Here is a 20,637-nt window from a genome sequence, read left to right on the forward strand (position 1 = left end):
GGATCGTGGTCCTTCCGAGGCCGGCGCGCCGCCCCATTTCCCGGGGCGGCGCGCCGGCCTTCTGCATCATTCGGACGCACCCTCGTGCGCCGCCCGGTGCAACGGCGCACGCCCCTCGGAGGACCAGGTCAGGGCAGCGGATTCACCCGAACGGAGGGGGTGGCGCTCCGTAGTCTTCGTGTTGCGGAGCGCTATGTGTGCAGCGCACGGTGGCGGAGATGTTGTCCGACGCATAAGGAAAAGGAACACATATGCGTCCCCTCGCTTGCAGCCGCCTCACCGTCCTGGCGATAACCGCCGCCCTCACCCTCGGCGCGGCCGGAACCGCCGTCGCCGACGAACACCACCCGTCCCGCGTCTCCGCCGTGACAGCCGAGACGCCTCACTCCGAGATCGAGGCGCTCAAGGCGAAGGTCGCGACGGCGGTCGACGCCGCCAAGGGCATCACGCCGGCATCGCGCCCCAAGGCCTCGGCCGACGTCGGAACGACGTCCGCGAAAGCGGCGCCCGCCGATGTCATCTCCGACGCCCTCGCCACCGTCCAGCAGGCGGTCTCCGGTCTGCTCGCGGCGGTCACCGGCGGTGTCGGCGGCCTCGTGCCGCAGGTCACCGCGACCCTCACCTCGCTGATCAACTCGGTCCTCTCCGGGGTGCTCGGCGGGCTGCCGGCGCTGCCGACGCTCCCGGCGCTCCCCGTCGAGCTGCCGGCGCTGCCGGCCGAGCTGCCGGAGCTGGAGGTGCCGGAGGTCGAGCTGCCCGAGGTCGCACCGCCGGAGGTGGCCCTGCCCGAGGTGGCCCTGCCCGTCCTCTGGTAGTCCCGCCTCACCACCCGTCGCCGTGCCGCCCGGTTTCCCCCGGACGGCACGGCGTCCGGGTATCCGATCCGGAAATAGCACCGGGTCCAGTCATTCGAGTGCAGTGAAGAGAAATCCCTCCTCTCGGAGTTTCCGGCGAGCGCACCTCTCGTTACAGAAGGCAGAACGGCGTACAGGAATCAGCCAAGAGGCCTGTACAGCAAGCGACTTGCTTGCACAGTGACGCCAAAGAGGAAGGACTCGATTCATGAAGCCCACCAAGGTCGCCGCGATCGTCGCCGGTTCTGTGATGGCTCTGGGTGCCGCCGCGCCCGCCATGGCCACCGAGGCGATGATGCCCACCAGCCTGAACGGTGGTCTCGGTACCCTCGCCAGCGAGGGTCTGAAGACGGACGCGCTGAGCAGCACCACCGACGGCTCCGTGGTCAAGACTGTGGGGGACACCGCCAACCAGCTGAACAAGACGACCCAGAACGCCCCGCTGCTCGGTGGCCTCCCGGTCGGCTGACCAGCCCTCGGCAGGACTGCTTGACCCGCGCCGTTCTCCGGCGCGGCGGATCGCGTACGCGGTCCCGACCCTCCTGGATGGAACCCTCGCTCCGCCTGGCCCGGGCGGACGCTCTCGCCAGGCGCATGCCGCTACCCACAGTGATCGGCTGATCGAATGATTTTCAGATCGGCTGCCGTGTGGTCAAGGCTTCCTCGGTGTGCCGCTCCCTAGGCTCTCGCCGACCCCTCACGGAAGGTCGGCCCATGGAGAGACCGAGGGCGGCTGCGCTCGACCTCGCGCCGCTGTCCGCGGCGCCGTTGCCTGGTGTCCCTGAGCCTGACGTTCCGTAACCAGTCCGTCAGTCACTGACGCACTGAGTGCGTGGACAGGCCGGTCGGAGCGAGGGGGGTCCCCGCCGGTCTCTCCCTTCTCCAGAGGAAGATCGGTATGCGATCCATCATCAGCCGGAAGCTGATCACCGCGGTGGCGACGACGGGCATCCTGTCACTGACGGGAGGCCTCGCCCTGGCGGCGAGCTCCCTGAGCAGTGCGGGTGATTCGCCCGAACCCGACTCGGGCCACCACCTTGAGATCCCCCTCCCCGAGGACCTGTGCGGCCATTCCGTGCAGCTCGGCGACCTGTGCGCGCAGCCGGCCGAGGACGAGCCCGGCGGTTACGGGGACGACGACGGTGGCACCGAGCCGCCGACGACGCCTCCGACCAAGCCTCCGACGACTCCGCCTACGAAGCCGCCTACGAAGCCGCCGACGACGCCTCCGACGAAGCCTCCGACCACTCCGCCTACGAAGCCGCCGACGACGCCTCCGACGAAGCCGCCGACCACTCCGCCTACGAAGCCGCCGACGACGCCTCCGACGAAGCCGCCGACCACTCCGCCCACGAAGCCGCCGACGACGCCTCCGACGAAGCCGCCGACGACGCCTCCGACCAAGCCGCCGACGACTCCGCCCACGAAGCCGCCGACGACGCCTCCGACGAAGCCGCCGACGACTCCGCCCACGAAGCCGCCGACGACGCCTCCGACGAAGCCGCCGACCACTCCGCCCACGAAGCCGCCGACCACGCCGCCGACCACGTCGCCCAGCCACCCCGGTGGGCCCGGTGGGCCCGGTGGGCCGGGGGAGTCGCACGGTCCCGACAAGCCCCACCTCCCCGACACCGGCAGTGACTCGGTGACGATGGGTGCGGCGGCGGTCAGCGCCGCTCTGATCATCGGCGGTGCCATCGTCTACCTCCGCGCCGGGCACATCGTCGGCACCGGGCGCGCCGGACGGCGTGAGCGCCGGCACTGACGTCCCGTACTGACGACACGTCAACCAAGACCCCCACTGTCACCGGTGGGGGTCTTCGACGTTGCTGCACTCAGGGGAATTTCGCGACGTTCTCTCCGTCGTGCTCGTTCTCAGGGCGCAGTACCTCAGTACCGTCGACACTTGCTCTGAAGGGCCTACGCAGTCATGAATCTGCGCTCTCACGCCGGCATGGGAATCCTCATGACCGCTCTCGCCTCCGCGGCCATGGCCTCCCCCGCCGTCGCCGCCGACGCGCCGGTCGTCGTTCCGCTCCAGGGACTGGAGCCGGTGATCCCGATGGACGCCCCCACGGTCGCCAGCGGGGTGCCCCTGCCCGTGCCGGGAGGCCCCACCGGCTTCCAGGAGGGACAGGCCGGCCTGCTGCCGGACGTCAGCCTGCCCCGGGTGCCGTTCACGAGCACGCTCCCGCAGACCGTCCTCGCCGCCCCGCTGCCCGAGGTCGTCGAGGGCAGCGAGCCCGGCAAGGCCCTCTTCACCACCCCGCGCTCGGAGATGGCGGCGTCCACCCCCGGCGCCACGGTCGGCAACCCGGTCGTCGCGCCGCGCGGCGACCGGCTCGGGCTGCCGGACCTCGCGGTGCCGGAGGTCGGTGTCGTCGCTCCGATGCTGCGCGGAGCGCTGGACTCCCAGCTGGGTCTGGCGCAGCCGACGGCCTGACGGCGTTCTTTCGTACGACCAATGGCCCGGCGGGTGAAGACACGATTCTTCCCCGCCACCCGAGGGGTCGTTGCTCGTTACAACGGAAGGCTGGTCGCATGGCCGTGGCCCGCAGATCCGGGGCCCGTTCCGTCGTATCCGACGGCGGGCGGACCCACCGGGTCTGCGGGCCTTCCCTCACTTTCAGTCCCGTCCGGCGTAAAGGCCGTGACCCGTGCGCCATTTCGGCGTTGAACGGGAATGTCGGCCGTCATTCTCGCGGTCGCCTTTCCACGTCCAAGGAGTTCTTGATGTCTCGCATCGCGAAGGCTGCCGCTGTTCTCGCCGGCACGGGTGCCGTTGCCCTCAGCGGAGCCGGCATGGCCGTCGCCGACTCGGGCGCCCACGGTGTCGCCGCCCACTCGCCCGGCGTCGGCTCGGGCAACGCCGTCCAGGTCCCGGTTCACGTGCCGGTCAACCTGTGCGGCAACACCGTCACGGTCATCGGTCTGATCAACCCGGCGTTCGGCAACCAGTGCGCGAACGTCGACGGTCACGGTGACCACCGCGACGGCGGCTACGGCGGCTGAACCCCCTCGCGCGTCAACGACGTCCCCCCGGCCCAGTGGCCGGGGGGACGTTTCTGTCACGCGTACCGGTAGATCGCGCTGTGGTCGAGCATCTCGGCCGGGGTGACCTGCCAGGGCCCCATCTTCTCGTCGCGGGCCGCGATCCGGCGGTACTGGGACTCGCCCAGCTGCGGCGGGTGGGTGGGGAGGTAGCCGGCCCGCGGGTTGCGCTGCTGCCAGCGGGACCAGAGGAGGTCCACGAAGGAGTGGTGGAGCCAGAAGACCGGGTCGTTGACGGAGGCGCCGCCGAGCATCAGGCCGCCGACCCAGCGGTGGACGCGGTTGTGGATGCGGAAGCGCTCGTTGCCCCGGCCCGGGGCCCAGCCCTCCAGCGCGTTGCGGAACCCCGCCCCGCTCGTGGAGTTCCAGGGCGCGACGTCGTACACGGTCTCCCGCATCACCTCGTCCAGCTGCGCCTTCGTGGGCAGCGTGATCGGGTCCCGGGGGCGGCCGAAGTCCCTGGTCAGGAAGCGGCCTTCGGTCATGCCGTGCTTGACCGTCCACCGCCCGCCCCCGTAGGCGAAGGGGCCCGTCATCACCTGGAGGTCCTCGCGGCGCCCGTTGCCACCCAGGAAGTCCTCGCTCCAGAGGGAGGCGGCGGGGGTGTTGTCCCGGGTCCAGTCCCAGTACGGCACGGTGACGGTCGGGTCGATCCGGCGCAGCGCCCGCTCGAACTCCAGCAGGAACTTGCGGTGCCAGGGCAGGAAGCTGGGCGTCATATGGGCCACGCGCAGGCGGTTGTCCCCGTCGGCGACGTAGTAGTCGATGTGCGTACGGACGAAGTCGTCGTACGTGCCGGCGCGCTTGAGCTCCAGGACGGCCGCGACGAACTTCTTCCGCTCGGCGCTCGTCAGATCGCGCTGGTTCTTACGTGTGTACGCCACGCGGGCTCCCTCCCTGGTGGACGCCGTGGGCGGCGGCGTAGCGGGTCAGCGGTTCGGACCCCAGTCCGTCCACCGCCGCCCGGGCGGCCGCCAGTGGTGTCGCATGGGACTCGTAGTGGTCGATGGGGGTGAGAAAGCCGCCGTCGGCGCGGCGCATCAGATGGAGCGGCCGGCCGTCGACGAGGACCAGGGGCTCGCCCGAAGGGCCGGATAGGCTCCGGATGTGGCGCCCGCGGTACATCTCGTCGAAGGGCGCCCCGAACGGCTGCTCGGCCGTGTCGCCCGAGGCGGGGGGCCGGCCCTCGCGTGGTGTGGCGGCGATGCGGGCCAGGGCGCCGCCGGTGAAGGCGGCGACGGCCAGGGTGAAGAGGGACCGCAGTGCGACGCGGCGCGGGACGATCATGAGTGATCTCCAAGTGGTCGGAGAATGCCCTCAGGGCACAACGATGGAAACCCGACTTCGTTGCGAGGGAAATGCCAGCGGGTGGAATGTCGGCCGATCGAGTGAATTCAGCGCGGGAAGGCGGCTGTTCGACGACTAGCATCCGGGTCCATGACTTCTCCCTCCGCCGTTTCCGCGGCGCGCAGCGACAATCCGCTGGGAACGCTCACCGTCGTTCCGTGGACCATCGGTCCCACCGACGACACCCCCGTCACTCCTTTTCTGATGGTGTATTCCCTCGGGGACGGCCGTGACGGCCCCGAGGCCGGTGAGGAAGCCATGCGGGCCGCCCTCGAAGGCATGGGGCTGCCGCTCGGGGACCGGGTCGTCGACGCCTCGCTGGAGCGCTCGACCGGTGCCCATCTGCTCGTCGAGGCCCAGCGGGCCGTGCTCACGCTGCCGTTCATGAAGGCGCAGTGCCCGGTGCCCGTGGAGTGGGAGACGGCCGCCAAGGAGAACGGGCACGTCTATCTGATCTGCTCGGTGCGCCCCTGGCCCGACGCCGTGCCCGGCGAGGCGGTCACCGAGGAGCGGCTGAAGAGCTTCGTCACCGACGACCAGGTCGTCGGCGCCGCGGCGCACGTCCTGCTGCCGGTGCGGCGTCTGCAGGGCTGAGCGGAGAGCGGCGGAGAGGGGGTGGCGGCATGGCGACGGTGAACGTACGCGGCGGGGTTCCCGGCCAGCGGCAGGAGGATTCCCCGGAGAGCGCCGGGGCGGTCGGCGCGAGCCGGGCCCTCGGCCTGCTGCTCGTGATCACCGGGGCGGCCGGGGTGCTGGCCGGCTGGGTCATCACGATCGACAAGTTCAAGCTCCTGGAGGACCCGGACTTCCAGCCGGGCTGCAGCCTCAACCCGGTCGTGTCCTGCGGCAACATCATGAAGAGCGAGCAGGCGGCGGTGTTCGGGTTCCCGAACCCGATGCTCGGTCTCGTGACGTACGGGATGGTCGTCGCGATCGGGGCCGGGCTGCTCGCCGGGGCCCGCTACCGCGGCTGGTTCTGGCTCGGGCTCAACGCCGGGATGCTCTTCGGCGTCGGGTTCTGCACCTGGCTGATGCAGCAGTCGCTGTACGAGATCAACGCGCTCTGTCTGTGGTGCTGCCTGGCCTGGACCGCCACGCTCGTCATGTTCTGGTACGTGACGTCGCACAACGTCCGTACGGGCGTGCTGCCGGCGCCCGCCGCGGTGAAGGGGTTCTTCGAGGACTTCACCTTCGCGCTGCCGGTGCTGCACATCGGGATCATCGGGATGCTGATCCTGACCCGGTGGTGGGACTTCTGGACCAGCTGACGTGACCCTTCCCTCCTGGCCGCGGGCCGCACTGACGGTGCTGCTCGCGGCCGTTCTCGCGCTCGTCCTCCTGCCCACCGACCGGCTCGCGCCCGGGGGCCGCGCGCCCGCTCCCGTGCCGGAGCGGCCGGACGTGCCGTCCGGGTTCTTCACCGGCTCCGACGCGGCCGGGGTGCGGCGCATCGCCGAGGTGCAGCGCTGGCTCGGCGGGACGTCGCTGACCGTCGGGCACACCTATCTGCCGGGCGACCGCTGGTCGAACATCGAGGGGCATCCCGCGCTCTTCGAGCCCTGGGCGCGGTGGAAGGAGGAACGGCCCGGGCGGCTCTTCGTCCTGAACGTGCCGCTGCTCGACCGCAGCGAGGAAGGGCTGCCGGACGAGGAGGTCAGGGCGGGTCTCAGGAGCGGGGCGGCGGGCGCGTACGACGGGCACTTCCGCACCCTGGGGGAGCGGCTCGTCGCGCACCGGCTCTCCGACGCCGTCCTCGTCCTGGGCTGGGAGATGAACGGCACCACCTACAGCCATCGCTGCGGGCCCGACCCGGAGGCCTGGAAGGCGTACTGGAGGCGGGTCGTGGGCGTGCTGCGGGATGTGCCGGGGCAGCGGTTCCGCTTCGACTTCACCGCGAGCCGGGGGCGGGACGCCGTCGAGTGGCCGCGGTGCTACCCGGGTGACGCGTACGTCGACATCATCGGGCTCGACGCGTACGACCAGCCCGAGGGGATCGGGTTCGAGGAGCAGGTGACCGAGGAGTTCGGGCTCGCGCACCATGTGCGGTTCGCGGCGGCGCACGGCAAGCCCGTCTCGTACCCGGAGTGGGGGCTCTTCCGCAACGGAGACAATCCGGGCTACGTACGGGGGATGCTCGACTGGTTCGCGCGGCACCGGCCGGTCTACCAGACGTTCACGGACTACTGCCCGCACGGGGTGTACGGGTGCGCGGACAATCCGGAATCGGGCCAGGTCGTCAGGGGTGCGCTCGGCGCGCCGGGAGCACCCTGAGGGTGCTTGCGGCCCGTCGGCTCAGGCGTCGTAGGCGACCAGCGAGATGCCCACGTAGTGGACGATGAAGGCCGCGAGCGTCAGGGAGTGGAAGACCTCGTGGAAGCCGAACCAGCGGGGGGACGGGTTCGGGCGCTTCAGGCCGTAGATGACCCCGCCCGCGCTGTAGAGCAGGCCGCCGACGATCACCAGGACGAGGACGGCGATACCACCGGCTCGCATGAAGTCGGGCAGGAAGAAGACCGCCGCCCAGCCCATCGCGATGTAACAGGGCGTGTACAGCCAGCGAGGGGCGCCGACCCAGAAGACCCGGAAGGCGATGCCCGCCGCCGCGGCGATCCAGACCGCCCACATGAGCGGGCGCCCGGTCGAGTCGGGCAGGAGCAGCAGGGTCAGGGGGGTGTAGGTGCCCGCGATGATCAGGAAGATGTTGGCGTGATCCAGGCGCCGCAGGATCGCCTCGCCGCGCGGTCCCCAGGTGCCGCGGTGGTAGAGCGCGCTGATGCCGAAGAGCAGGCAGGCGGTGAGGACGTACACGCCACACGCGATCCGGGCCCGTGGCGAGTCGGCGAGGGCGACCAGGATCACCCCCGCGACGATCACGGCGGGGAACATCCCGGCGTGCAGCCAGCCTCTGAGCCGTGGCTTCACGAACTGCTCGATCTCGTTCACCGAGGGCATGGCTGAAGTCATGAGACGAATGCTACCTACGCACCCGTAGGTCCCCAACGGGAGTGGCGATGCTCACGTGGGCGGCCCTCTGGACATATGGGCACTTGCGTCGGATGATCAAATGAGTGTGGTCGGCACCGGATGAGCAGCTACGACGCATCCGGGTCGCAGCCCCCACGGGGCAGACATCTAAAAACCCCTCATCAAGGAGCAATCGTGGCGCGCGAGAACGCGGCTCCCACCACCGCCGTCCCCACCCAGCACCAGGAACTGGTCGCCTGGGTGAACGAGATCGCCGGGATCACGCAGCCGGACAGCATCGTCTGGTGCGACGGATCCGAGGCCGAGTACGAGCGCCTGTGCGAGGAGCTCGTCGCCAAGGGCACGTTCAAGAAGCTCGACCCGACGCTGCGCCCGAACTCCTACTACGCCGCCTCCGACCCGTCCGACGTCGCGCGCGTCGAGGACCGGACCTTCATCTGCTCCGAGAAGGAGGAGGACGCGGGCCCGACCAACCACTGGAAGGCCCCCGCGGAGATGAAGGAGATCTTCGCCGGTGAGCAGGGCATCTTCCGCGGTGCGATGAAGGGCCGCACCATGTACGTCGTGCCCTTCTGCATGGGCCCGGTCGGCTCCCCGCTCTCCGCCATCGGCGTCGAGATCACCGATTCCGCGTACGTCGCCGCCTCGATGCGCACCATGACCCGCATGGGACAGGCCGTCCTCGACGAGCTCGGCACCGACGGCTTCTTCGTGAAGGCCGTCCACACCCTGGGCGCTCCCCTGGCCGAGGGCCAGGAGGACGTGCCGTGGCCCTGCAACTCCACCAAGTACATCTCGCACTTCCCCGAGACCCGCGAAATCTGGTCGTACGGCTCCGGCTACGGCGGCAACGCCCTGCTCGGCAAGAAGTGCTACGCGCTGCGCATCGCCTCCGTCATGGCGCGTGACGAGGGCTGGCTCGCCGAGCACATGCTGGTCCTGAAGCTCACCCCGCCGCAGGGCGAGGCGAAGTACGTCGCCGCCGCCTTCCCGTCCGCCTGTGGCAAGACCAACCTCGCCATGCTGGAGCCCACGATCTCCGGCTGGACGGTCGAGACCATCGGCGACGACATCGCCTGGATGCGTTTCGGCGAGGACGGCCGCCTCTACGCGATCAACCCCGAGGCCGGCTTCTTCGGCGTGGCCCCCGGCACCGGTGAGCACACCAACGCCAACGCCATGAAGACCCTCTGGGGCAACTCGGTCTTCACCAACGTCGCGCTCACCGACGACGGCGACGTCTGGTGGGAGGGCATGACCGAGGAGCTGCCCAAGCACCTCACCGACTGGAAGGGCAACGACTGGACGCCGGAGTCCGAGACCCCGGCCGCCCACCCGAACGCCCGCTTCACCGTCCCGGCCGGCCAGTGCCCGACCATCGCCCCGGAGTGGGAGGACCCGAAGGGCGTGCCGATCTCGGCGATCCTCTTCGGTGGCCGCCGCGCCTCCGCCGTGCCGCTGGTCACCGAGTCCTTCACCTGGCAGCACGGTGTCTTCCTCGGCGCGAACGTCGCCTCCGAGAAGACCGCCGCCGCCGAGGGCAAGGTCGGCGAGCTGCGCCGCGACCCGTTCGCCATGCTGCCGTTCTGCGGCTACAACATGGGCGACTACATGGCGCACTGGATCAAGGTCGGCGCGAACGCGGACCAGTCCAAGCTCCCGAAGATCTACTACGTCAACTGGTTCCGCAAGAACGAGGCCGGCAAGTTCGTCTGGCCCGGTTTCGGCGAGAACAGCCGCGTCCTGAAGTGGATCGTCGAGCGCCTGGAGGGCAAGGCCGAGGGCGTCGAGACCCCGATCGGCATCCTCCCGACCGCCGACGCGCTCGACACCGAGGGCCTGGACCTGCCGGCGGAGGACCTGGAGTTCCTGCTCAAGGTCGACCGCGACGTCTGGCGCGAGGAGGCCGCCCTGGTCCCCGAGCACCTCAACACCTTCGGCGACCACACGCCGAAGGAGCTGTGGGACGAGTACCGCGCGCTGGTCGAGCGCCTGGGCTGAGCCCGTACCCCCAGTAGGTACCACCCCTGAGGTACCACCGAAGACTCGTGGCGAGTCGCCCCGAACACCGCCCTGACCAGTGGGGTCACGAACGGCTCGCCGCGACGCACACCGGCCCCCGGAGCCCCCTCACGGCTCCGGGGGCCGGTGCATGTCCGCGGGGTCCGCCTCAGAGCAGCGGCTGACCGGCCTCGACCGTCGCGATCGCCCGGCGGCACGCGTCACGGAACTTCACGAAGTCGCCGTTCCAGCTGCTCGCCCGGCCGCCCCGGCTGTCCGGGTCGTCGAAGAGGCTCTTGCGCAGTTCGGTGGTGAGCTCCAGCTGCGCGCCCATGCCGAGCATGGTCCGGTTGCACGGGTTCGCCGCGTGGTCTCCGTTGTACTCCGTGAGCAGCGTGGCCCAGGCGGGCGCGAGGGAGTCGATCGCCGGGAAGCCGGCCGCGTTCAGCTCCGTCACCAGTGCCGTACGGAAGGCCTTGTTGCGGCCGCCGACGACGGCCATCCGGCGGTCGCCGGCCGGGGGGTACGTGGCTGTGGGCAGCTGCAGCTGGTCGAACGTGCAGCCGTGCAGGCTGAGTACGTTGAGATGGCCCGCCGCCGTCGCCAGGGCGACATGGTCGTCGCAGTTCTTCGAGGTGACGTGCAGGTCCCTGTTGCCGGCGGAGAGCAGGCCCTCGAACATCCAGTAGTCGTGCGTGGTCGGCAGGACCGGGGCGCCCGCGGCGTCGGCCGGGCTGTAGCCGGCGATGCCCAGGCAGAGTTCGCTGGTGCCGACCTCGATGCCGCCGCCGTGCAGCGCGAGGATCGCGGTGCGCCGGAACGGGGCGACGGTGGTCGTCGAGGTGTCGAACTGCTCGTGGCGCCGGAAACGGCGGCTGAAGGTGGTGCCCTCCTGGCCGGCCAGCTCGCGGTAGAGCGCGGTGTTCGAGGGGTACTCGGTCTCCACCGCGTTCGCCGGTGGCGGTGGCCAGTTGGGCGAGCAGCGGGGAGCCCGCCGTCGCCGCCGCGGCCAGGGCCGTGAGGACCGTGCGGCGGGAGGCGGAACGGGGGGAGGAAGCATGAGCCATGGTCATGGCCGGAACATAACCGATCGTGACGGGCTGATGTGGATCTTTCCCCGGTCATGCCACGGAGACGTGTCAGGTCAGGACTTTCCGCGTTCCTCCAGATAGCGCGTGTGCGTCTGCTGCCGGATCGCCTCCGCGTCCTGAAGGGCGGCGGCGATCACCGATGCCTCCTCGTGGAGCGCGGCCAGCTGGCGTTCCAGATGGGTCTCGGGAGCCTCGGAACCCGGCGTGACCCGGTGCCACCAGCGGGTCCGTACGAACGTGTCCACCGCCTCCGGAATGTCCTGGCGCACCGCGCGCGCCAGGACGTGCAGGTGCTCCGGGTCGCTGACCCAGCCCGGCGCGAGGAGCGCCTCGACCAGCTCGTCCAGCCCGGCGAGACGGTCGGCCGCCGCCGGCGGCAGCTCCACCTCGGTGAGGTACTCCCGCAGGGTCGCGAAGTCCGTCCGCAGGGCGTCGAGCTGCTCCGCCGCGTCCGGGAACGCCGGGGCGGGCGGCCGTTCGGGCGGGGCGATCAGCGCGCCTGCGGCGTACAGGCCGACGACGACCAGCGGCCACAGCGACCCGGCCGCACCGGTGAGGGAGAGGGCGAGCCCCACGATGCCGCAGGCGCTGCCGGTGAGGTTCTTGCGGGACTCCAGGAACCGCAGGACCGGATTACTGGTAGCCACGGATCTCCTCGAACGCTCCGTCCAGCGAGCCCTTGTTCGCGTCGAAGAGCCGGCCGCCGGTGAGGGTCGCGATGTGGTCGAGTTCGGCGCGGTCGGAGTCCCCGAAGAGGATCGGGAAGACCGGCGTACGCTGCTGGGCGGGCGACTGGCTCCTGAAGAAGGCGTCGAACGCGCCGGCCGGGTCGCCGTCGGTGTTCTCGCCGTCCGTCATCAGCACGATCGATGTGAACGTGTCGTCGCCGGTGCCGCTGCCGAGCTGGGAGTACGCCTCCTTCAGGCTGGAGTAGATCGCCGTGCCGCCCGAGGCCGTGAGCCCGCTCGCCTGCGCCCGCATGGCTTCGATGGCCTTGTCCGGGGCGGCCGGGTCCACCGTGTACGTACGGACCTCGTTCCGCTTCACCGAGGAGCCGAAGGGCATCAGGGTGACCGTCTCGCGGTCCCGGAAGTCGCCCGTCAGCTCGGCGAGCGCCGACCTCAGCCGGGGGAGCCGGTCGCCCGCCATCGAGCCCGAGGTGTCGAGGACGTAGACCGTGCGCGAAGGGCGGCGGAGCTTGTTCTCGTACGCGTCGAGGAGGCCGTCGGCGACGGCGCGGCTGCCGGGGAAGGGCAGCTCGCGGCGCTGGTCGGCGGTGAGCGGCTCGGCGAGCTCCACACCGGGGACCACCGGACGGCGCAGAGTCCGGTTGGTGATCATGCGCTGGGCGGTGGGTGTGCGCAGATGCGCGGTCAGGCGCGCGGCCGCCTGCTTCGCGTCGGCGCTCGCGGAGGTGAGGAGGGTGAAGGGGTAGTCGGCGGTGACCACACCGTCGGCGGGGCGGACGACCGTGAGCTTCTCGGGCGAATTGAGCAGCACCGACTCGTAGTTGATCAGCGCGTCGACGTCGGTGCGGCGGGACCAGGCGGTCGCCAGCCACCCGGAGGAGCCCGAGGTCAGCTTCTGGCCGCCGAAGAACTCCTTGAGCTTCGGCGTGGCCGCGGCGACGTCCTTCTCGGTGAGCGCGGACTGCGCGCCGGAGAGACCGGAGGCGATGGAGACCAGGGCGGAGAAGCCCGAGTTGGACCGTGCCGGGTCCGTCATGCCGTACCCGAGCCTCTTCTCGGCGACGGCCTGGTGGATCTGCGACCAGGTGACCTTCGCGGATCCCAGCCGAGGCGGGTCACGGCCGCCGGGCGGATGCCCAGCGCGACCGGCGAGGTCATGACCGGCGTCTCGCCGGTGATCTTCTTCGCGGTGTCGGGGCGCAGCCGCAGATAGTCGTTGGAGGAGAGCCAGACCGCGTCGTACGCCTTCTCGGCGTCCCCGGACGCGATCTGCTCGACGGCGTCGAGCGTGCCGACGTAGGTCGGCTCGACGGTGACCCCGGTCGCCTTCCGGGCCTCTTCGAGGACCGGCTCCATGTCGGCGAGCTCGGAGGAGGCCAGGACGCGCAGCGTACGGGGGGAGGCGGCGCCGTCGTCCCCCGTACCGCCGGGGGCCGTGCCGTCGGCGGTGCAGGCGGCCATCGTCAGGGTGGCCAGAAGGGCGAGGGCGGCCGTGGCACGGCGGCGGAGGGATCTCATCCGAGGCCGCCTTCCAGGGCGCTCGTGCGGCGGGTACGGTCCAGATACGAGCCTGCCGACCGGAGTTCGGCGGTCAGGGACTCGACCGTCGCCGCCATGGACTCGGTCGCCTGGACCTTGTACGTGTCGATCGCGTCGAGCGTCCGGTAGATCTGCTGGAACGCCGCGCGCAGCGTCTCCGCGCCCACCGCCGGGTCCGCCGCGATGCGCTGGATCTCACCGCTCTGCGTCGCCAGCATCTCCGCGTTCCCGCGGATCAGGTCCTCGGTCGTCGAGCGGAGCACATCGACCTGCTCGGCCACCTTGCGCTGGTTCTCCAGCGCGGAGGAGAGCATGACCGCGATCCGCAGCGCCGAGACCGTGGTCGTCGCCGCCCGCTCGACGCCCTTGATCAGCTCGTCGTTGTTGCGCCGGACCACGTCCATGGCCAGATACCCCTGGGCGCAGACGGCAAGCTGGGTCAGCAGGTCCTGGTGCTTCTGGCGGACCGGGAAGAGCACGTCCGAGCGGAGCGCGTCCGCCGCGGCCGGGTCCGTGGTCAGGGCGATGCGCTCCTCGACGGCCCCGTCGAGGGCCTCGGTGAGCACCGCGTACTCCTGGAGCTTGCCCATGGTCTCCCAGAGCCGGGCCCGCTCCGTCTGCAGAGCCGCGTTGTCGCGGCGCAACTCGTCCTGGCCACCGCGCAGCGCGCCCACGATCTTGGTCAGCGTCCCTTGGGACGAGGCGTACCTGGCGACGTGGTCGCGCAGCTTGTTGCCGCCCGGCAGCTTGGACAGGAACCGGCGCGCCCCCTTCCCGGAGGTGTCACGCGGGTCGAGGTCCTCGACGGTGCGGCGCAGCTCGACGAGCGAGGTACCGACCCGGGACCGGGCGTCCCCGCCGCCCTCGCCGAGCGAACGGACCGTCCGGTCGAGCATGCGGTTCGACTGGGCGGCGGCGCTGCGCATCTCGCCCGCCCCGAGCGCCGCGATCTCCCCGATACGGCCCGCGAACTCGGGCGAGCGGGTGTCGAGCCCGGCGAGCGAGCCGACGTACTCGACCGCGCGCCGGCTCATCTCCGTGACGACGGACTCGTCCAGCGGGACCAGGCCGGAGGCCTGCTCGGTACGGACCGGGGGCACCGGCTCCGGCGGGGTGAGGATCAGTTGCGCGGTGGCAGGGTCGTTGGGCGTGGTCATGCGGAGTCCCCCTGGTTGCGGGCCCGCTGTGCCATCTCGTGCAGCACCTCGCTGGTGGGCACGGGCGCCTGGCGGACCCCGGTCAGTGTCTGGTTGAGGCGGTCCCTGAGGTCCGCGGTCGCGGCCGTGAACTCGGCGGCCGCGCCCTGCGGGCGGAAGCCGTGACGCACCGCGAGCTTGCGCAACTCCGGGTCGGAGGTGAGGAGTTCGCCGAGGGTCCGGCCGTTGTCGGTGAGTGGTACCAGCGTGTGGTCGCTGATCACCGTGGTGTCCGGGTAGAGCACCACGAGATCGCCCATCTGCTGCTTCGCCAGGAGCGGGGAGGCCACCTGGGACTCGTACACGAGCACCAGCGGATTGCCGACGCCGCTGACGAAGTCCCGGAAGGGTGCGTCGGAGCTCGACTGCTGGGCGCCCTGGACCCCGATCAGCTTCCGCAGCAGCGGCGCCGTGCGGTCCACGGCCGCCTCGTCGCCGGCGACCTTGCCGCCGTCGGCGACATAGCTCGCCGCGGCGAGGTAGAGGGCGCCGGAGTTGGAGGCGACGGGGTCGGTCGAGGTGATGAAGACCGTGCCGCTCAGCTCCGGGTGGCCGCTCGCGCCCTTGAGCTGCTGCCAGGTCCTGTCCGCCTTCGCGGCCTTCAGGTAGGGGTCCATGAGCAGGGTGCCCGTCTGGCCCCCGGAGCCGAGCTCGGCCAGGCCGTTGTCGGCGAGGACCTCGGCGGCGGCGCGATGGGCGACGACGACCAGCGGCGAGTAGAAGGGCCGCAGCGCGGCGCCCTTCACGTTCTGCCGGGAACGCAGCTCGTCGGCGGGCGCCTTGGAGGACGGGAACGCGAAGTCGTAGCCCGTGAGGGGCAGCTCCTCCATGTCCCAGGACCCTGAGGTCTCCGTCCGTACGGTGAAGCCCTTGTCGGCCAGGGCCTTCACGACCTTCGGGTCGGCGAAGAACTCCGCCTTCTCCGACCCGATCACTCCTCGCACGGTCTTCGTTGCCGTGCCCTTGTCCTTGTCGCCGCCCGCCACGAGGACGGCGGCCACGCCGCCCAGGAGCAGGACGGCGAGGACGATTCCCAGGATGCGTCTCACGGGGGCAGGTTGCTCGCGGAAGCCCTCATTCCAGGGGGAGTTGGGTGGACGGTGGGTGAAGTGGTGATCCCGGTACAGAACCGGATGCGGCGGCCCCCATGTACGGTGATCGCCTCTGGGGAGGGGGTGGCGGGATGCCGCGCTGGGCGATCGTGCTGCTGGTGACCGTGGGGGCGGCCGTGGTGCTGGTCCCGCTGGGGATGCTGGGGCTCTTCATCCATGCGTACGGGGAGAACCACCGTGACATGCGGTTCCCCGCCGACGACGTGGCGGTCTCGCTCTGCCGGACGGACCCGGGGACCCGCAAGCCGGTGGCGGAGCTGCTGGTGACGAGCCGGGCGGAGGCGAAGGGCAGCTACCTGGTGACCGTCGAGTTCCTGGGTGAGGACGGGACGGTCGAGGCGAGCGGGGCGGCGTTCGTCGACGACCTGGCGCCGGGCGGTACGGCGACGGCGGCGTCGGTCGGCGGGGCTCCGGTCGACGGCGCCGTCGAGTGCGTCGTGGCGGACGCGGTGTTCACGGCGTCCTAGCCCGGCCACCGGGCTCGCCCCCGCGCCGGTGCGTCGCCCGCGCCGCCCCGTCGCCCGCGCCGCCCCGTCGCCCGCGCCGGTCCGACAGGCCCGCACGGCGGGAACGCACAGGTCGGCGGTGTGATGACGGGTGCGGCGGCCACTTCACCCGATGGCCTTCGCGACAGCGCCGGAGTGGAGCACGGACGCCCCCTCACGCACGGAAAGGCCCCTCGTGGTCGAGGGGCCTTCGAATGCAGGAGCTCGGCTGCTGAGTGTGGCACCCGGGCCGCGCGCCTCCCCGGCACGCGGCCCGGGGCCGTCAGGGGGCGCTGACCAGTTCGGGCGAGGTCAGCGCCGCGGTGTGCGCGTCCATGCGCTCGGCGGCGAGGATCGCGGCGGCCGTGTCGGCCCGGGAGGCGGCGACGACCAGGGCACGGCCCGCGAGGGCGTGGGCGCGCCGGTGCAGCGACGGGGTGTTCGAGCCGCTCAGTCCCGCGTGCCGGGCCGGTGGCGCGCCGCGCAGCCGCGCGACCTGCCGGGCGATGAGGTCACCGGCCTCCGTGTCGCCCAGCTCGTCCGTGACGGCGAGGAGGGCGGCGAGGTGTCCGGCGAGCTGGATGTCCAGCTCCTCCTCGCGGGAGCGGTGCGGGTACGCATCCTGGTCGTCGGCCATCCGGTGGACCGACTTCGTGCGGATCGGTTCGTACATGGGACGGCCTCCTGAGGTATCTCTGGATCCATCCTAGCTTAGATTCAATCTAAAGTTGAGTGTGGTCCGAGGGTGGGGCTGCCGGCAGGTACCCGCCGCAGCCGAGGTGCGCCGGGTCAGTGCTGGCTGTAGCCGTCCAGGAAGGTGCCGATCCGGGTCACCGCGTCCGCCAGGTCGCTCGCGTTCGGCAGGGTCACGATCCGGAAGTGGTCCGGCTCGTGCCAGTTGAAGCCGGTCCCGTGGACCACCATGATCTTCTCGGCCCGCAGCAGGTCGAGGACCATCTGACGGTCGTCCTTGACCTTGTAGACGCTCGGGTCGAGCCGCGGGAAGAGGTACAGCGCGCCCTTCGGCTTCACACAGGTCACGCCCGGGATCTGCGTCAGCAGGTCGTACGCCACGTCCCGCTGCTCCAGGAGCCGCCCGCCCGGCAGGACCAGGTCCTCGATCGACTGCCGGCCCTGCAGGGCGGCGGCCACCGCGTGCTGCGCCGGCATGTTGGCGCACAGCCGCATGTTGGCGAGGATCGTGAGGCCCTCGATGTACGAGGTGGCGTGGGCCTTGGGGCCGCAGACCGCGAGCCAGCCGGAGCGGAAACCGGCCACCCGGTAGTTCTTGCTCATCCCGTTGAACGTCAGGACGAGGAGATCGGGGGCGATCGCGGCGGTGGGGGTGTGCGTGGTGCCGTCGTAGAGGATCTTGTCGTAGATCTCGTCCGAACACACGACCAGGTTGTGGCGGCGGGCGATCTCCGTGAGGGAGCGGAGCATCTCGTCGTCGTAGACGGCGCCCGTCGGGTTGTTCGGGTTGATGATCACGATCGCCTTGGTGCGGTCGGTGATCTTCCGCTCGATGTCGGCGAGGTCCGGCATCCAGTCCGCCTGCTCGTCGCAGCGGTAGTGCACGGCCGTACCGCCGGCCAGGGAGACCGAGGCGGTCCACAGCGGATAGTCCGGGGCGGGGACGAGCACCTCGTCGCCGTCGTCGAGCAGCGCCTGCATCGACATCTGGATCAGCTCGGAGACACCGTTGCCGAGGTAGATGTCCTCGACGGAGAGCGGGATGCCCTTGGTCTCGTAGTGGCTCATCACCGCGCGGCGGGCGGCCAGCAGGCCCTTCGCGTCGCCGTAACCGTGGGCGTCGGCGAGGTTGCGCAGCACGTCCTCGAGGATCGCCGGCGGGCACTCGAACCCGAAGGCGGCCGGGTTTCCGGTGTTGAGCTTGAGGATGCGATGACCCGCGGCCTCAAGCCGCATCGCCTCTTCGAGCACCGGACCCCGGATTTCGTAACAGACGTTGGCGAGCTTCGTGGACTGGATCACCTGCATGTCGAGAGCTTACGGGGGTGTGGCGCGGGACGCCTCGTGTTTTGGGACACGTCGGGCAGAACGGAGGGTCGTCGCGGCAGGGCCTGGGCGACCTCCCGCGGTGGCGCGAGGCGGCTTCGCGCGGTGGCCCACGGTCACGTCGCGCGGCGCCGCAAGGTGACCTCGCGCGGTGGCTCGCGGCGCGCGCTCCGTAGAATGCGCGGCCATGAGCCACCAGGACGACCGCGCCGCCGCCGCCCCCGGGAGCCGCCGCCGTCATGCCACGAAGCGGCGGGCCCGGGGCGGGCGGCGACTGCTGGCAGGTGCCGGTGTCGCCGGTCTCGGGCTCCTGGTCGCGGTCCTCTCCGGAGCGTTCCGGTCGGGGCAGACCGGCGGGGCTCCGGCGGGTGACGACGGGCGGCCGGGGATGCCGTCGCTGATCCAGGCCGACCCCTCGGGCGACGACGGGCCGGGTGCGAGCGGCACGCCGGCGCCGTCCTCGGCCTCCGCGCCTCGGTCCGCACCCGTATCCGCATCCGCGTCGGCGTCCGCTGCGGCGCATGCCTCCGCGACGGCGACCACGCTGCCCACCGCGACGGACGACGCGTCCTCGGACGGCTCGGCCGACGGTGCCACGAGCGACAGGCCCGGGAAGTCGGGCTCGGCCCCCGGGCAGTCGAAGCGGCCGAAGTGAGGCCGGACGCCGTGGCGTGGTGGAGCCGTGCCGGGAGCCGCCTGGGGAGTGCCGCCGGCTGCCGGTGGCTGGGGGCGTTCGGCGCGCTCGCCGTCACCGTGGGCGGCTACGCGGCCGGGACGCTCCCGGCGCGCGAGCCATGGGCGGTGTGGACGGCCCGGGGGTCCGCACCGGCCCTGGCCGGCGCCCTCCTCGCGTACCTCGGCCTGACGCTGCTCGTCGTGGCCTGGTGGCGGTACGGGGTGCTGCTGGCCCGTGGCGTACGGGACGCCAAGGAGCGGGTCCTCTCCACGCTCCTGTGGTGGACCGCGCCGCTGGTGCTCGCGCCGCCGCTGTACAGCGCCGACGTCTACAGCTACATCGCGCAGGGCGCCATGGTCCTGGAGGGGTACGACGTGTACGGGGCGGGGCCGTCGGTCCTCGGCCCCGGCGACCTCGGAGCGGACGCGGCGGCGAGCGTCGGCGGGAACTGGACGGACACCCCCGCGCCGTACGGACCCGTCTTCCTCGTCCTCGCCCAGGCGGTCGTCATGCTGACCGGCGGCGAGATCGTGCCGGCCGTGCTCGGCATGCGGCTGATCGCGCTCGGCGCGCTCGCGCTCGTCGTCTGGGCCGTTCGGGGGATGGGAGGCGGCGGCGGGGCGCTCTGGCTCGCCGCGCTCAACCCGCTGCTCCTCATCCACGTCGTCGGCGGGATGCACAACGACGGCCTGATGATCGGGCTCATGCTCGGCGGGGTGCTGCTGGCGCAGCGGGGGCGGTGGATGCTCGGCTGCGTACTCGTCGGACTCGCCATGATGATCAAGTCGCCGGCGGCGGTCGCGCTGCTCTTCGTCGGCGTGATGATCGCGCGGCGCGACGGTGGCGTACGGGGCGTGGCGAAGGGGCTCGTACTGCCGGGCCTCGTCGCGGGCGCGGTCGCCGTGGGCGCGACGGTGGCGGTCGGGACCGGGTTCGGCTGGCTGCGCACACAGAGCGTCGCCGGGGCGATCCACACCGCGCTGTCGCTGACCAGCGACGTGGGTCTCGGCCTCGGGCTGCTCTTCGCGGACGACCCCGATCCGGTGAAGGGCGTGGTCCAGAAGCTCGGACTTCTCGCGGCCGCGGCGATCATTCTGGTGCTCGCCCGGCGTGCGTGGAAGGGTCGGATCGATCCGGTGCCGGCGCTCGGGCTGTCATTGGTCGCCCTGGTGGCGCTCTCGCCGATGGTGCAGCCCTGGTACCTGCTGTGGGGGACGGTCGTCGTCGCGGCGGTGGCGTGGCACACACGGGCGGGTCAGCTGCTCGCCGTCCTCTCGGCGGCGCTCGTGTACGAGACGGCGCCGTCGGGACGCACACCGTGGTTCGGGTTCGTCGCGGCCGGCGTGGTGCTCGCCCTGGGACTCGTGTGGGCGCGGCGGGAATCGTGGGCACGGCCCGCCGAAGGGATCGCGCCGTCGGTCCCGGCACCCCGGACGGCCCATGCCGACCGGGCCGCCAGACCGTCGTAGAGGGCGTGCGGGAGGCCGCCGGCGGCGCGCGGGGCACCAGGCCATGACCCGTTCGGACGCCGAAGGGACGGGCGCGCGACCGGTGGCTGCTCGATAGCGTTCCCGGCAGGGCACCTCGGAGCG

21 protein-coding genes and 1 pseudogene are annotated in these 20,637 nt (G+C 71.4%); 12 read left to right on the top strand and 10 right to left on the bottom strand.

Annotated elements, in window-relative coordinates; all coding sequences use genetic code 11:
* Window positions 1-251: 251 nt before the first annotated feature.
* From ACFY8U_RS12770 to ACFY8U_RS12790, 5 genes are all read left to right on the top strand, one after another.
* On the top strand, window positions 252-815 hold the full coding sequence (locus ACFY8U_RS12770; RefSeq protein ID WP_389569161.1) for a hypothetical protein: 564 nt from the start codon (window positions 252-254) through the stop codon (window positions 813-815).
* Window positions 816-1,062: 247 nt separating this feature from the next.
* A complete protein-coding gene (locus ACFY8U_RS12775) occupies window positions 1,063-1,323 on the top strand; it encodes a hypothetical protein (protein ID WP_361435970.1) in 261 nt (86 codons plus the stop codon).
* Window positions 1,324-1,946: 623 nt separating this feature from the next.
* The gene (locus tag ACFY8U_RS12780; RefSeq protein ID WP_389569164.1) at window positions 1,947-2,495 is read left to right on the top strand and encodes a hypothetical protein; all 549 of its coding nucleotides are present in this window, start codon (window positions 1,947-1,949) and stop codon (window positions 2,493-2,495) included.
* A 289-nt stretch (window positions 2,496-2,784) separates the two neighbouring features.
* On the top strand, window positions 2,785-3,297 hold the full coding sequence (locus ACFY8U_RS12785) for a hypothetical protein (RefSeq protein ID WP_361435974.1): 513 nt from the start codon (window positions 2,785-2,787) through the stop codon (window positions 3,295-3,297).
* A 290-nt stretch (window positions 3,298-3,587) separates the two neighbouring features.
* On the top strand, window positions 3,588-3,866 hold the full coding sequence (locus ACFY8U_RS12790; protein WP_361435976.1) for a chaplin: 279 nt from the start codon (window positions 3,588-3,590) through the stop codon (window positions 3,864-3,866).
* A gap of 56 nt (window positions 3,867-3,922) precedes the next feature.
* Here ACFY8U_RS12790 and ACFY8U_RS12795 read toward each other — a convergent pair whose 3' ends face one another.
* On the bottom strand, window positions 3,923-4,789 hold the full coding sequence (locus ACFY8U_RS12795; protein ID WP_389569168.1) for a tyrosinase family protein: 867 nt from the start codon (window positions 4,787-4,789) through the stop codon (window positions 3,923-3,925).
* Window positions 4,773-5,192 (bottom strand): tyrosinase family oxidase copper chaperone, encoded by a 420-nt coding sequence (locus ACFY8U_RS12800; RefSeq protein WP_389569170.1) that lies wholly within the window; start codon window positions 5,190-5,192, stop codon window positions 4,773-4,775. The genes ACFY8U_RS12795 and ACFY8U_RS12800 overlap by 17 nt, the downstream gene beginning before the upstream one ends.
* Window positions 5,193-5,342: 150 nt before the next feature.
* Between ACFY8U_RS12800 and ACFY8U_RS12805 the strand changes: the two genes are divergently transcribed.
* The 3 genes from ACFY8U_RS12805 to ACFY8U_RS12815 are packed head-to-tail and all read left to right on the top strand — an operon-like array spanning window position 5,343 to window position 7,523.
* Window positions 5,343-5,846: a DUF5949 family protein gene (locus tag ACFY8U_RS12805; protein WP_361596828.1), complete on the top strand. Its 504-nt coding sequence runs from the start codon at window positions 5,343-5,345 to the stop codon at window positions 5,844-5,846.
* A 29-nt stretch (window positions 5,847-5,875) separates the two neighbouring features.
* Complete coding sequence (locus ACFY8U_RS12810) at window positions 5,876-6,520, top strand: vitamin K epoxide reductase family protein (protein ID WP_361767863.1); 645 nt, start codon at window positions 5,876-5,878, stop codon at window positions 6,518-6,520.
* 1 nt (window position 6,521) lies between these two features.
* Complete coding sequence (locus tag ACFY8U_RS12815; protein ID WP_389569173.1) at window positions 6,522-7,523, top strand: glycoside hydrolase family 26 protein; 1,002 nt, start codon at window positions 6,522-6,524, stop codon at window positions 7,521-7,523.
* A gap of 21 nt (window positions 7,524-7,544) precedes the next feature.
* Here ACFY8U_RS12815 and ACFY8U_RS12820 read toward each other — a convergent pair whose 3' ends face one another.
* The gene (locus ACFY8U_RS12820) at window positions 7,545-8,216 is read right to left on the bottom strand and encodes a hemolysin III family protein (protein ID WP_389569175.1); all 672 of its coding nucleotides are present in this window, start codon (window positions 8,214-8,216) and stop codon (window positions 7,545-7,547) included.
* Between the two features lie 195 nt (window positions 8,217-8,411).
* Between ACFY8U_RS12820 and ACFY8U_RS12825 the strand changes: the two genes are divergently transcribed.
* Complete coding sequence (locus tag ACFY8U_RS12825) at window positions 8,412-10,238, top strand: phosphoenolpyruvate carboxykinase (GTP) (protein ID WP_389569178.1); 1,827 nt, start codon at window positions 8,412-8,414, stop codon at window positions 10,236-10,238.
* Between the two features lie 169 nt (window positions 10,239-10,407).
* Here ACFY8U_RS12825 and ACFY8U_RS12830 read toward each other — a convergent pair whose 3' ends face one another.
* The 5 genes and pseudogenes from ACFY8U_RS12830 to ACFY8U_RS12850 all read right to left on the bottom strand — a co-directional run bounded on the left by ACFY8U_RS12830 (window position 10,408) and on the right by ACFY8U_RS12850 (window position 15,790).
* Window positions 10,408-11,184 carry a poly-gamma-glutamate hydrolase family protein gene (locus tag ACFY8U_RS12830; RefSeq protein WP_389569181.1) on the bottom strand — a complete coding sequence of 259 codons (777 nt, stop codon included), beginning with the start codon at window positions 11,182-11,184 and terminating at the stop codon, window positions 10,408-10,410.
* 198 nt (window positions 11,185-11,382) lie between these two features.
* Window positions 11,383-11,976 (bottom strand): hypothetical protein, encoded by a 594-nt coding sequence (locus ACFY8U_RS12835; protein WP_389569184.1) that lies wholly within the window; start codon window positions 11,974-11,976, stop codon window positions 11,383-11,385.
* Window positions 11,963-13,536, bottom strand: a pseudogene (locus tag ACFY8U_RS12840) (substrate-binding domain-containing protein). Before ACFY8U_RS12840 ends, ACFY8U_RS12835 begins: the two are co-directional and overlap by 14 nt.
* On the bottom strand, window positions 13,533-14,714 hold the full coding sequence (locus ACFY8U_RS12845) for a toxic anion resistance protein (protein ID WP_389569186.1): 1,182 nt from the start codon (window positions 14,712-14,714) through the stop codon (window positions 13,533-13,535). The pseudogene ACFY8U_RS12840 and the gene ACFY8U_RS12845 overlap by 4 nt, the downstream one beginning before the upstream one ends.
* Window positions 14,711-15,790, bottom strand: coding sequence for a hypothetical protein (locus ACFY8U_RS12850; RefSeq protein ID WP_389569724.1), 1,080 nt, complete (start codon window positions 15,788-15,790; stop codon window positions 14,711-14,713). Before ACFY8U_RS12850 ends, ACFY8U_RS12845 begins: the two co-directional genes overlap by 4 nt.
* 146 nt (window positions 15,791-15,936) lie before the next feature.
* Here ACFY8U_RS12850 and ACFY8U_RS12855 point away from each other — a divergent pair, with 146 nt between their 5' ends.
* Window positions 15,937-16,332, top strand: coding sequence for a hypothetical protein (locus ACFY8U_RS12855; protein ID WP_389569189.1), 396 nt, complete (start codon window positions 15,937-15,939; stop codon window positions 16,330-16,332).
* 301 nt (window positions 16,333-16,633) lie between these two features.
* On the opposite strand, the gene ACFY8U_RS12860 is transcribed toward ACFY8U_RS12855, so the two are convergent.
* Both ACFY8U_RS12860 and ACFY8U_RS12865 read right to left on the bottom strand, forming a co-directional pair.
* On the bottom strand, window positions 16,634-17,023 hold the full coding sequence (locus ACFY8U_RS12860) for a hypothetical protein (RefSeq protein WP_389569192.1): 390 nt from the start codon (window positions 17,021-17,023) through the stop codon (window positions 16,634-16,636).
* 116 nt (window positions 17,024-17,139) lie between these two features.
* Window positions 17,140-18,351 carry a pyridoxal phosphate-dependent aminotransferase gene (locus tag ACFY8U_RS12865; RefSeq protein WP_361596857.1) on the bottom strand — a complete coding sequence of 404 codons (1,212 nt, stop codon included), beginning with the start codon at window positions 18,349-18,351 and terminating at the stop codon, window positions 17,140-17,142.
* 205 nt (window positions 18,352-18,556) lie between these two features.
* On the opposite strand from ACFY8U_RS12865, the gene ACFY8U_RS12870 reads away from it, so the two are divergent.
* Together ACFY8U_RS12870 and mptB are read left to right on the top strand one after the other, a co-directional pair.
* Window positions 18,557-19,024 (top strand): hypothetical protein, encoded by a 468-nt coding sequence (locus tag ACFY8U_RS12870; RefSeq protein ID WP_389569195.1) that lies wholly within the window; start codon window positions 18,557-18,559, stop codon window positions 19,022-19,024.
* Window positions 19,025-19,035: 11 nt separating this feature from the next.
* Window positions 19,036-20,514 carry a polyprenol phosphomannose-dependent alpha 1,6 mannosyltransferase MptB gene (mptB, locus tag ACFY8U_RS12875; protein WP_389569198.1) on the top strand — a complete coding sequence of 493 codons (1,479 nt, stop codon included), beginning with the start codon at window positions 19,036-19,038 and terminating at the stop codon, window positions 20,512-20,514.
* Window positions 20,515-20,637 lie beyond the last annotated feature (123 nt).

Source organism: Streptomyces sp. NPDC012508 (assembly GCF_042902595.1).
Lineage (GTDB): Bacteria > Actinomycetota > Actinomycetes > Streptomycetales > Streptomycetaceae > Streptomyces.

What these genes read in the sequence shown, in the direction of transcription:
- ACFY8U_RS12770 (WP_389569161.1), top strand. Translation starts at nt 252, where the DNA reads ATGCGTCCCCTCGCTTGCAGCCGCCTCACCGTCCTGGCGATAACCGCC.
- ACFY8U_RS12775 (WP_361435970.1), top strand. Translation starts at nt 1,063, where the DNA reads ATGAAGCCCACCAAGGTCGCCGCGATCGTCGCCGGTTCTGTGATGGCT.
- ACFY8U_RS12785 (WP_361435974.1), top strand. Translation starts at nt 2,785, where the DNA reads ATGAATCTGCGCTCTCACGCCGGCATGGGAATCCTCATGACCGCTCTC.
- ACFY8U_RS12790 (WP_361435976.1), top strand. Translation starts at nt 3,588, where the DNA reads ATGTCTCGCATCGCGAAGGCTGCCGCTGTTCTCGCCGGCACGGGTGCC.
- ACFY8U_RS12800 (WP_389569170.1), bottom strand. Translation starts at nt 5,192, where the DNA reads ATGATCGTCCCGCGCCGCGTCGCACTGCGGTCCCTCTTCACCCTGGCC.
- ACFY8U_RS12805 (WP_361596828.1), top strand. Translation starts at nt 5,343, where the DNA reads ATGACTTCTCCCTCCGCCGTTTCCGCGGCGCGCAGCGACAATCCGCTG.
- ACFY8U_RS12810 (WP_361767863.1), top strand. Translation starts at nt 5,876, where the DNA reads ATGGCGACGGTGAACGTACGCGGCGGGGTTCCCGGCCAGCGGCAGGAG.
- ACFY8U_RS12820 (WP_389569175.1), bottom strand. Translation starts at nt 8,216, where the DNA reads ATGACTTCAGCCATGCCCTCGGTGAACGAGATCGAGCAGTTCGTGAAG.
- ACFY8U_RS12845 (WP_389569186.1), bottom strand. Translation starts at nt 14,714, where the DNA reads ATGACCACGCCCAACGACCCTGCCACCGCGCAACTGATCCTCACCCCG.
- ACFY8U_RS12855 (WP_389569189.1), top strand. Translation starts at nt 15,937, where the DNA reads ATGCCGCGCTGGGCGATCGTGCTGCTGGTGACCGTGGGGGCGGCCGTG.
- ACFY8U_RS12860 (WP_389569192.1), bottom strand. Translation starts at nt 17,023, where the DNA reads ATGTACGAACCGATCCGCACGAAGTCGGTCCACCGGATGGCCGACGAC.
- ACFY8U_RS12865 (WP_361596857.1), bottom strand. Translation starts at nt 18,351, where the DNA reads ATGCAGGTGATCCAGTCCACGAAGCTCGCCAACGTCTGTTACGAAATC.
- ACFY8U_RS12870 (WP_389569195.1), top strand. Translation starts at nt 18,557, where the DNA reads ATGAGCCACCAGGACGACCGCGCCGCCGCCGCCCCCGGGAGCCGCCGC.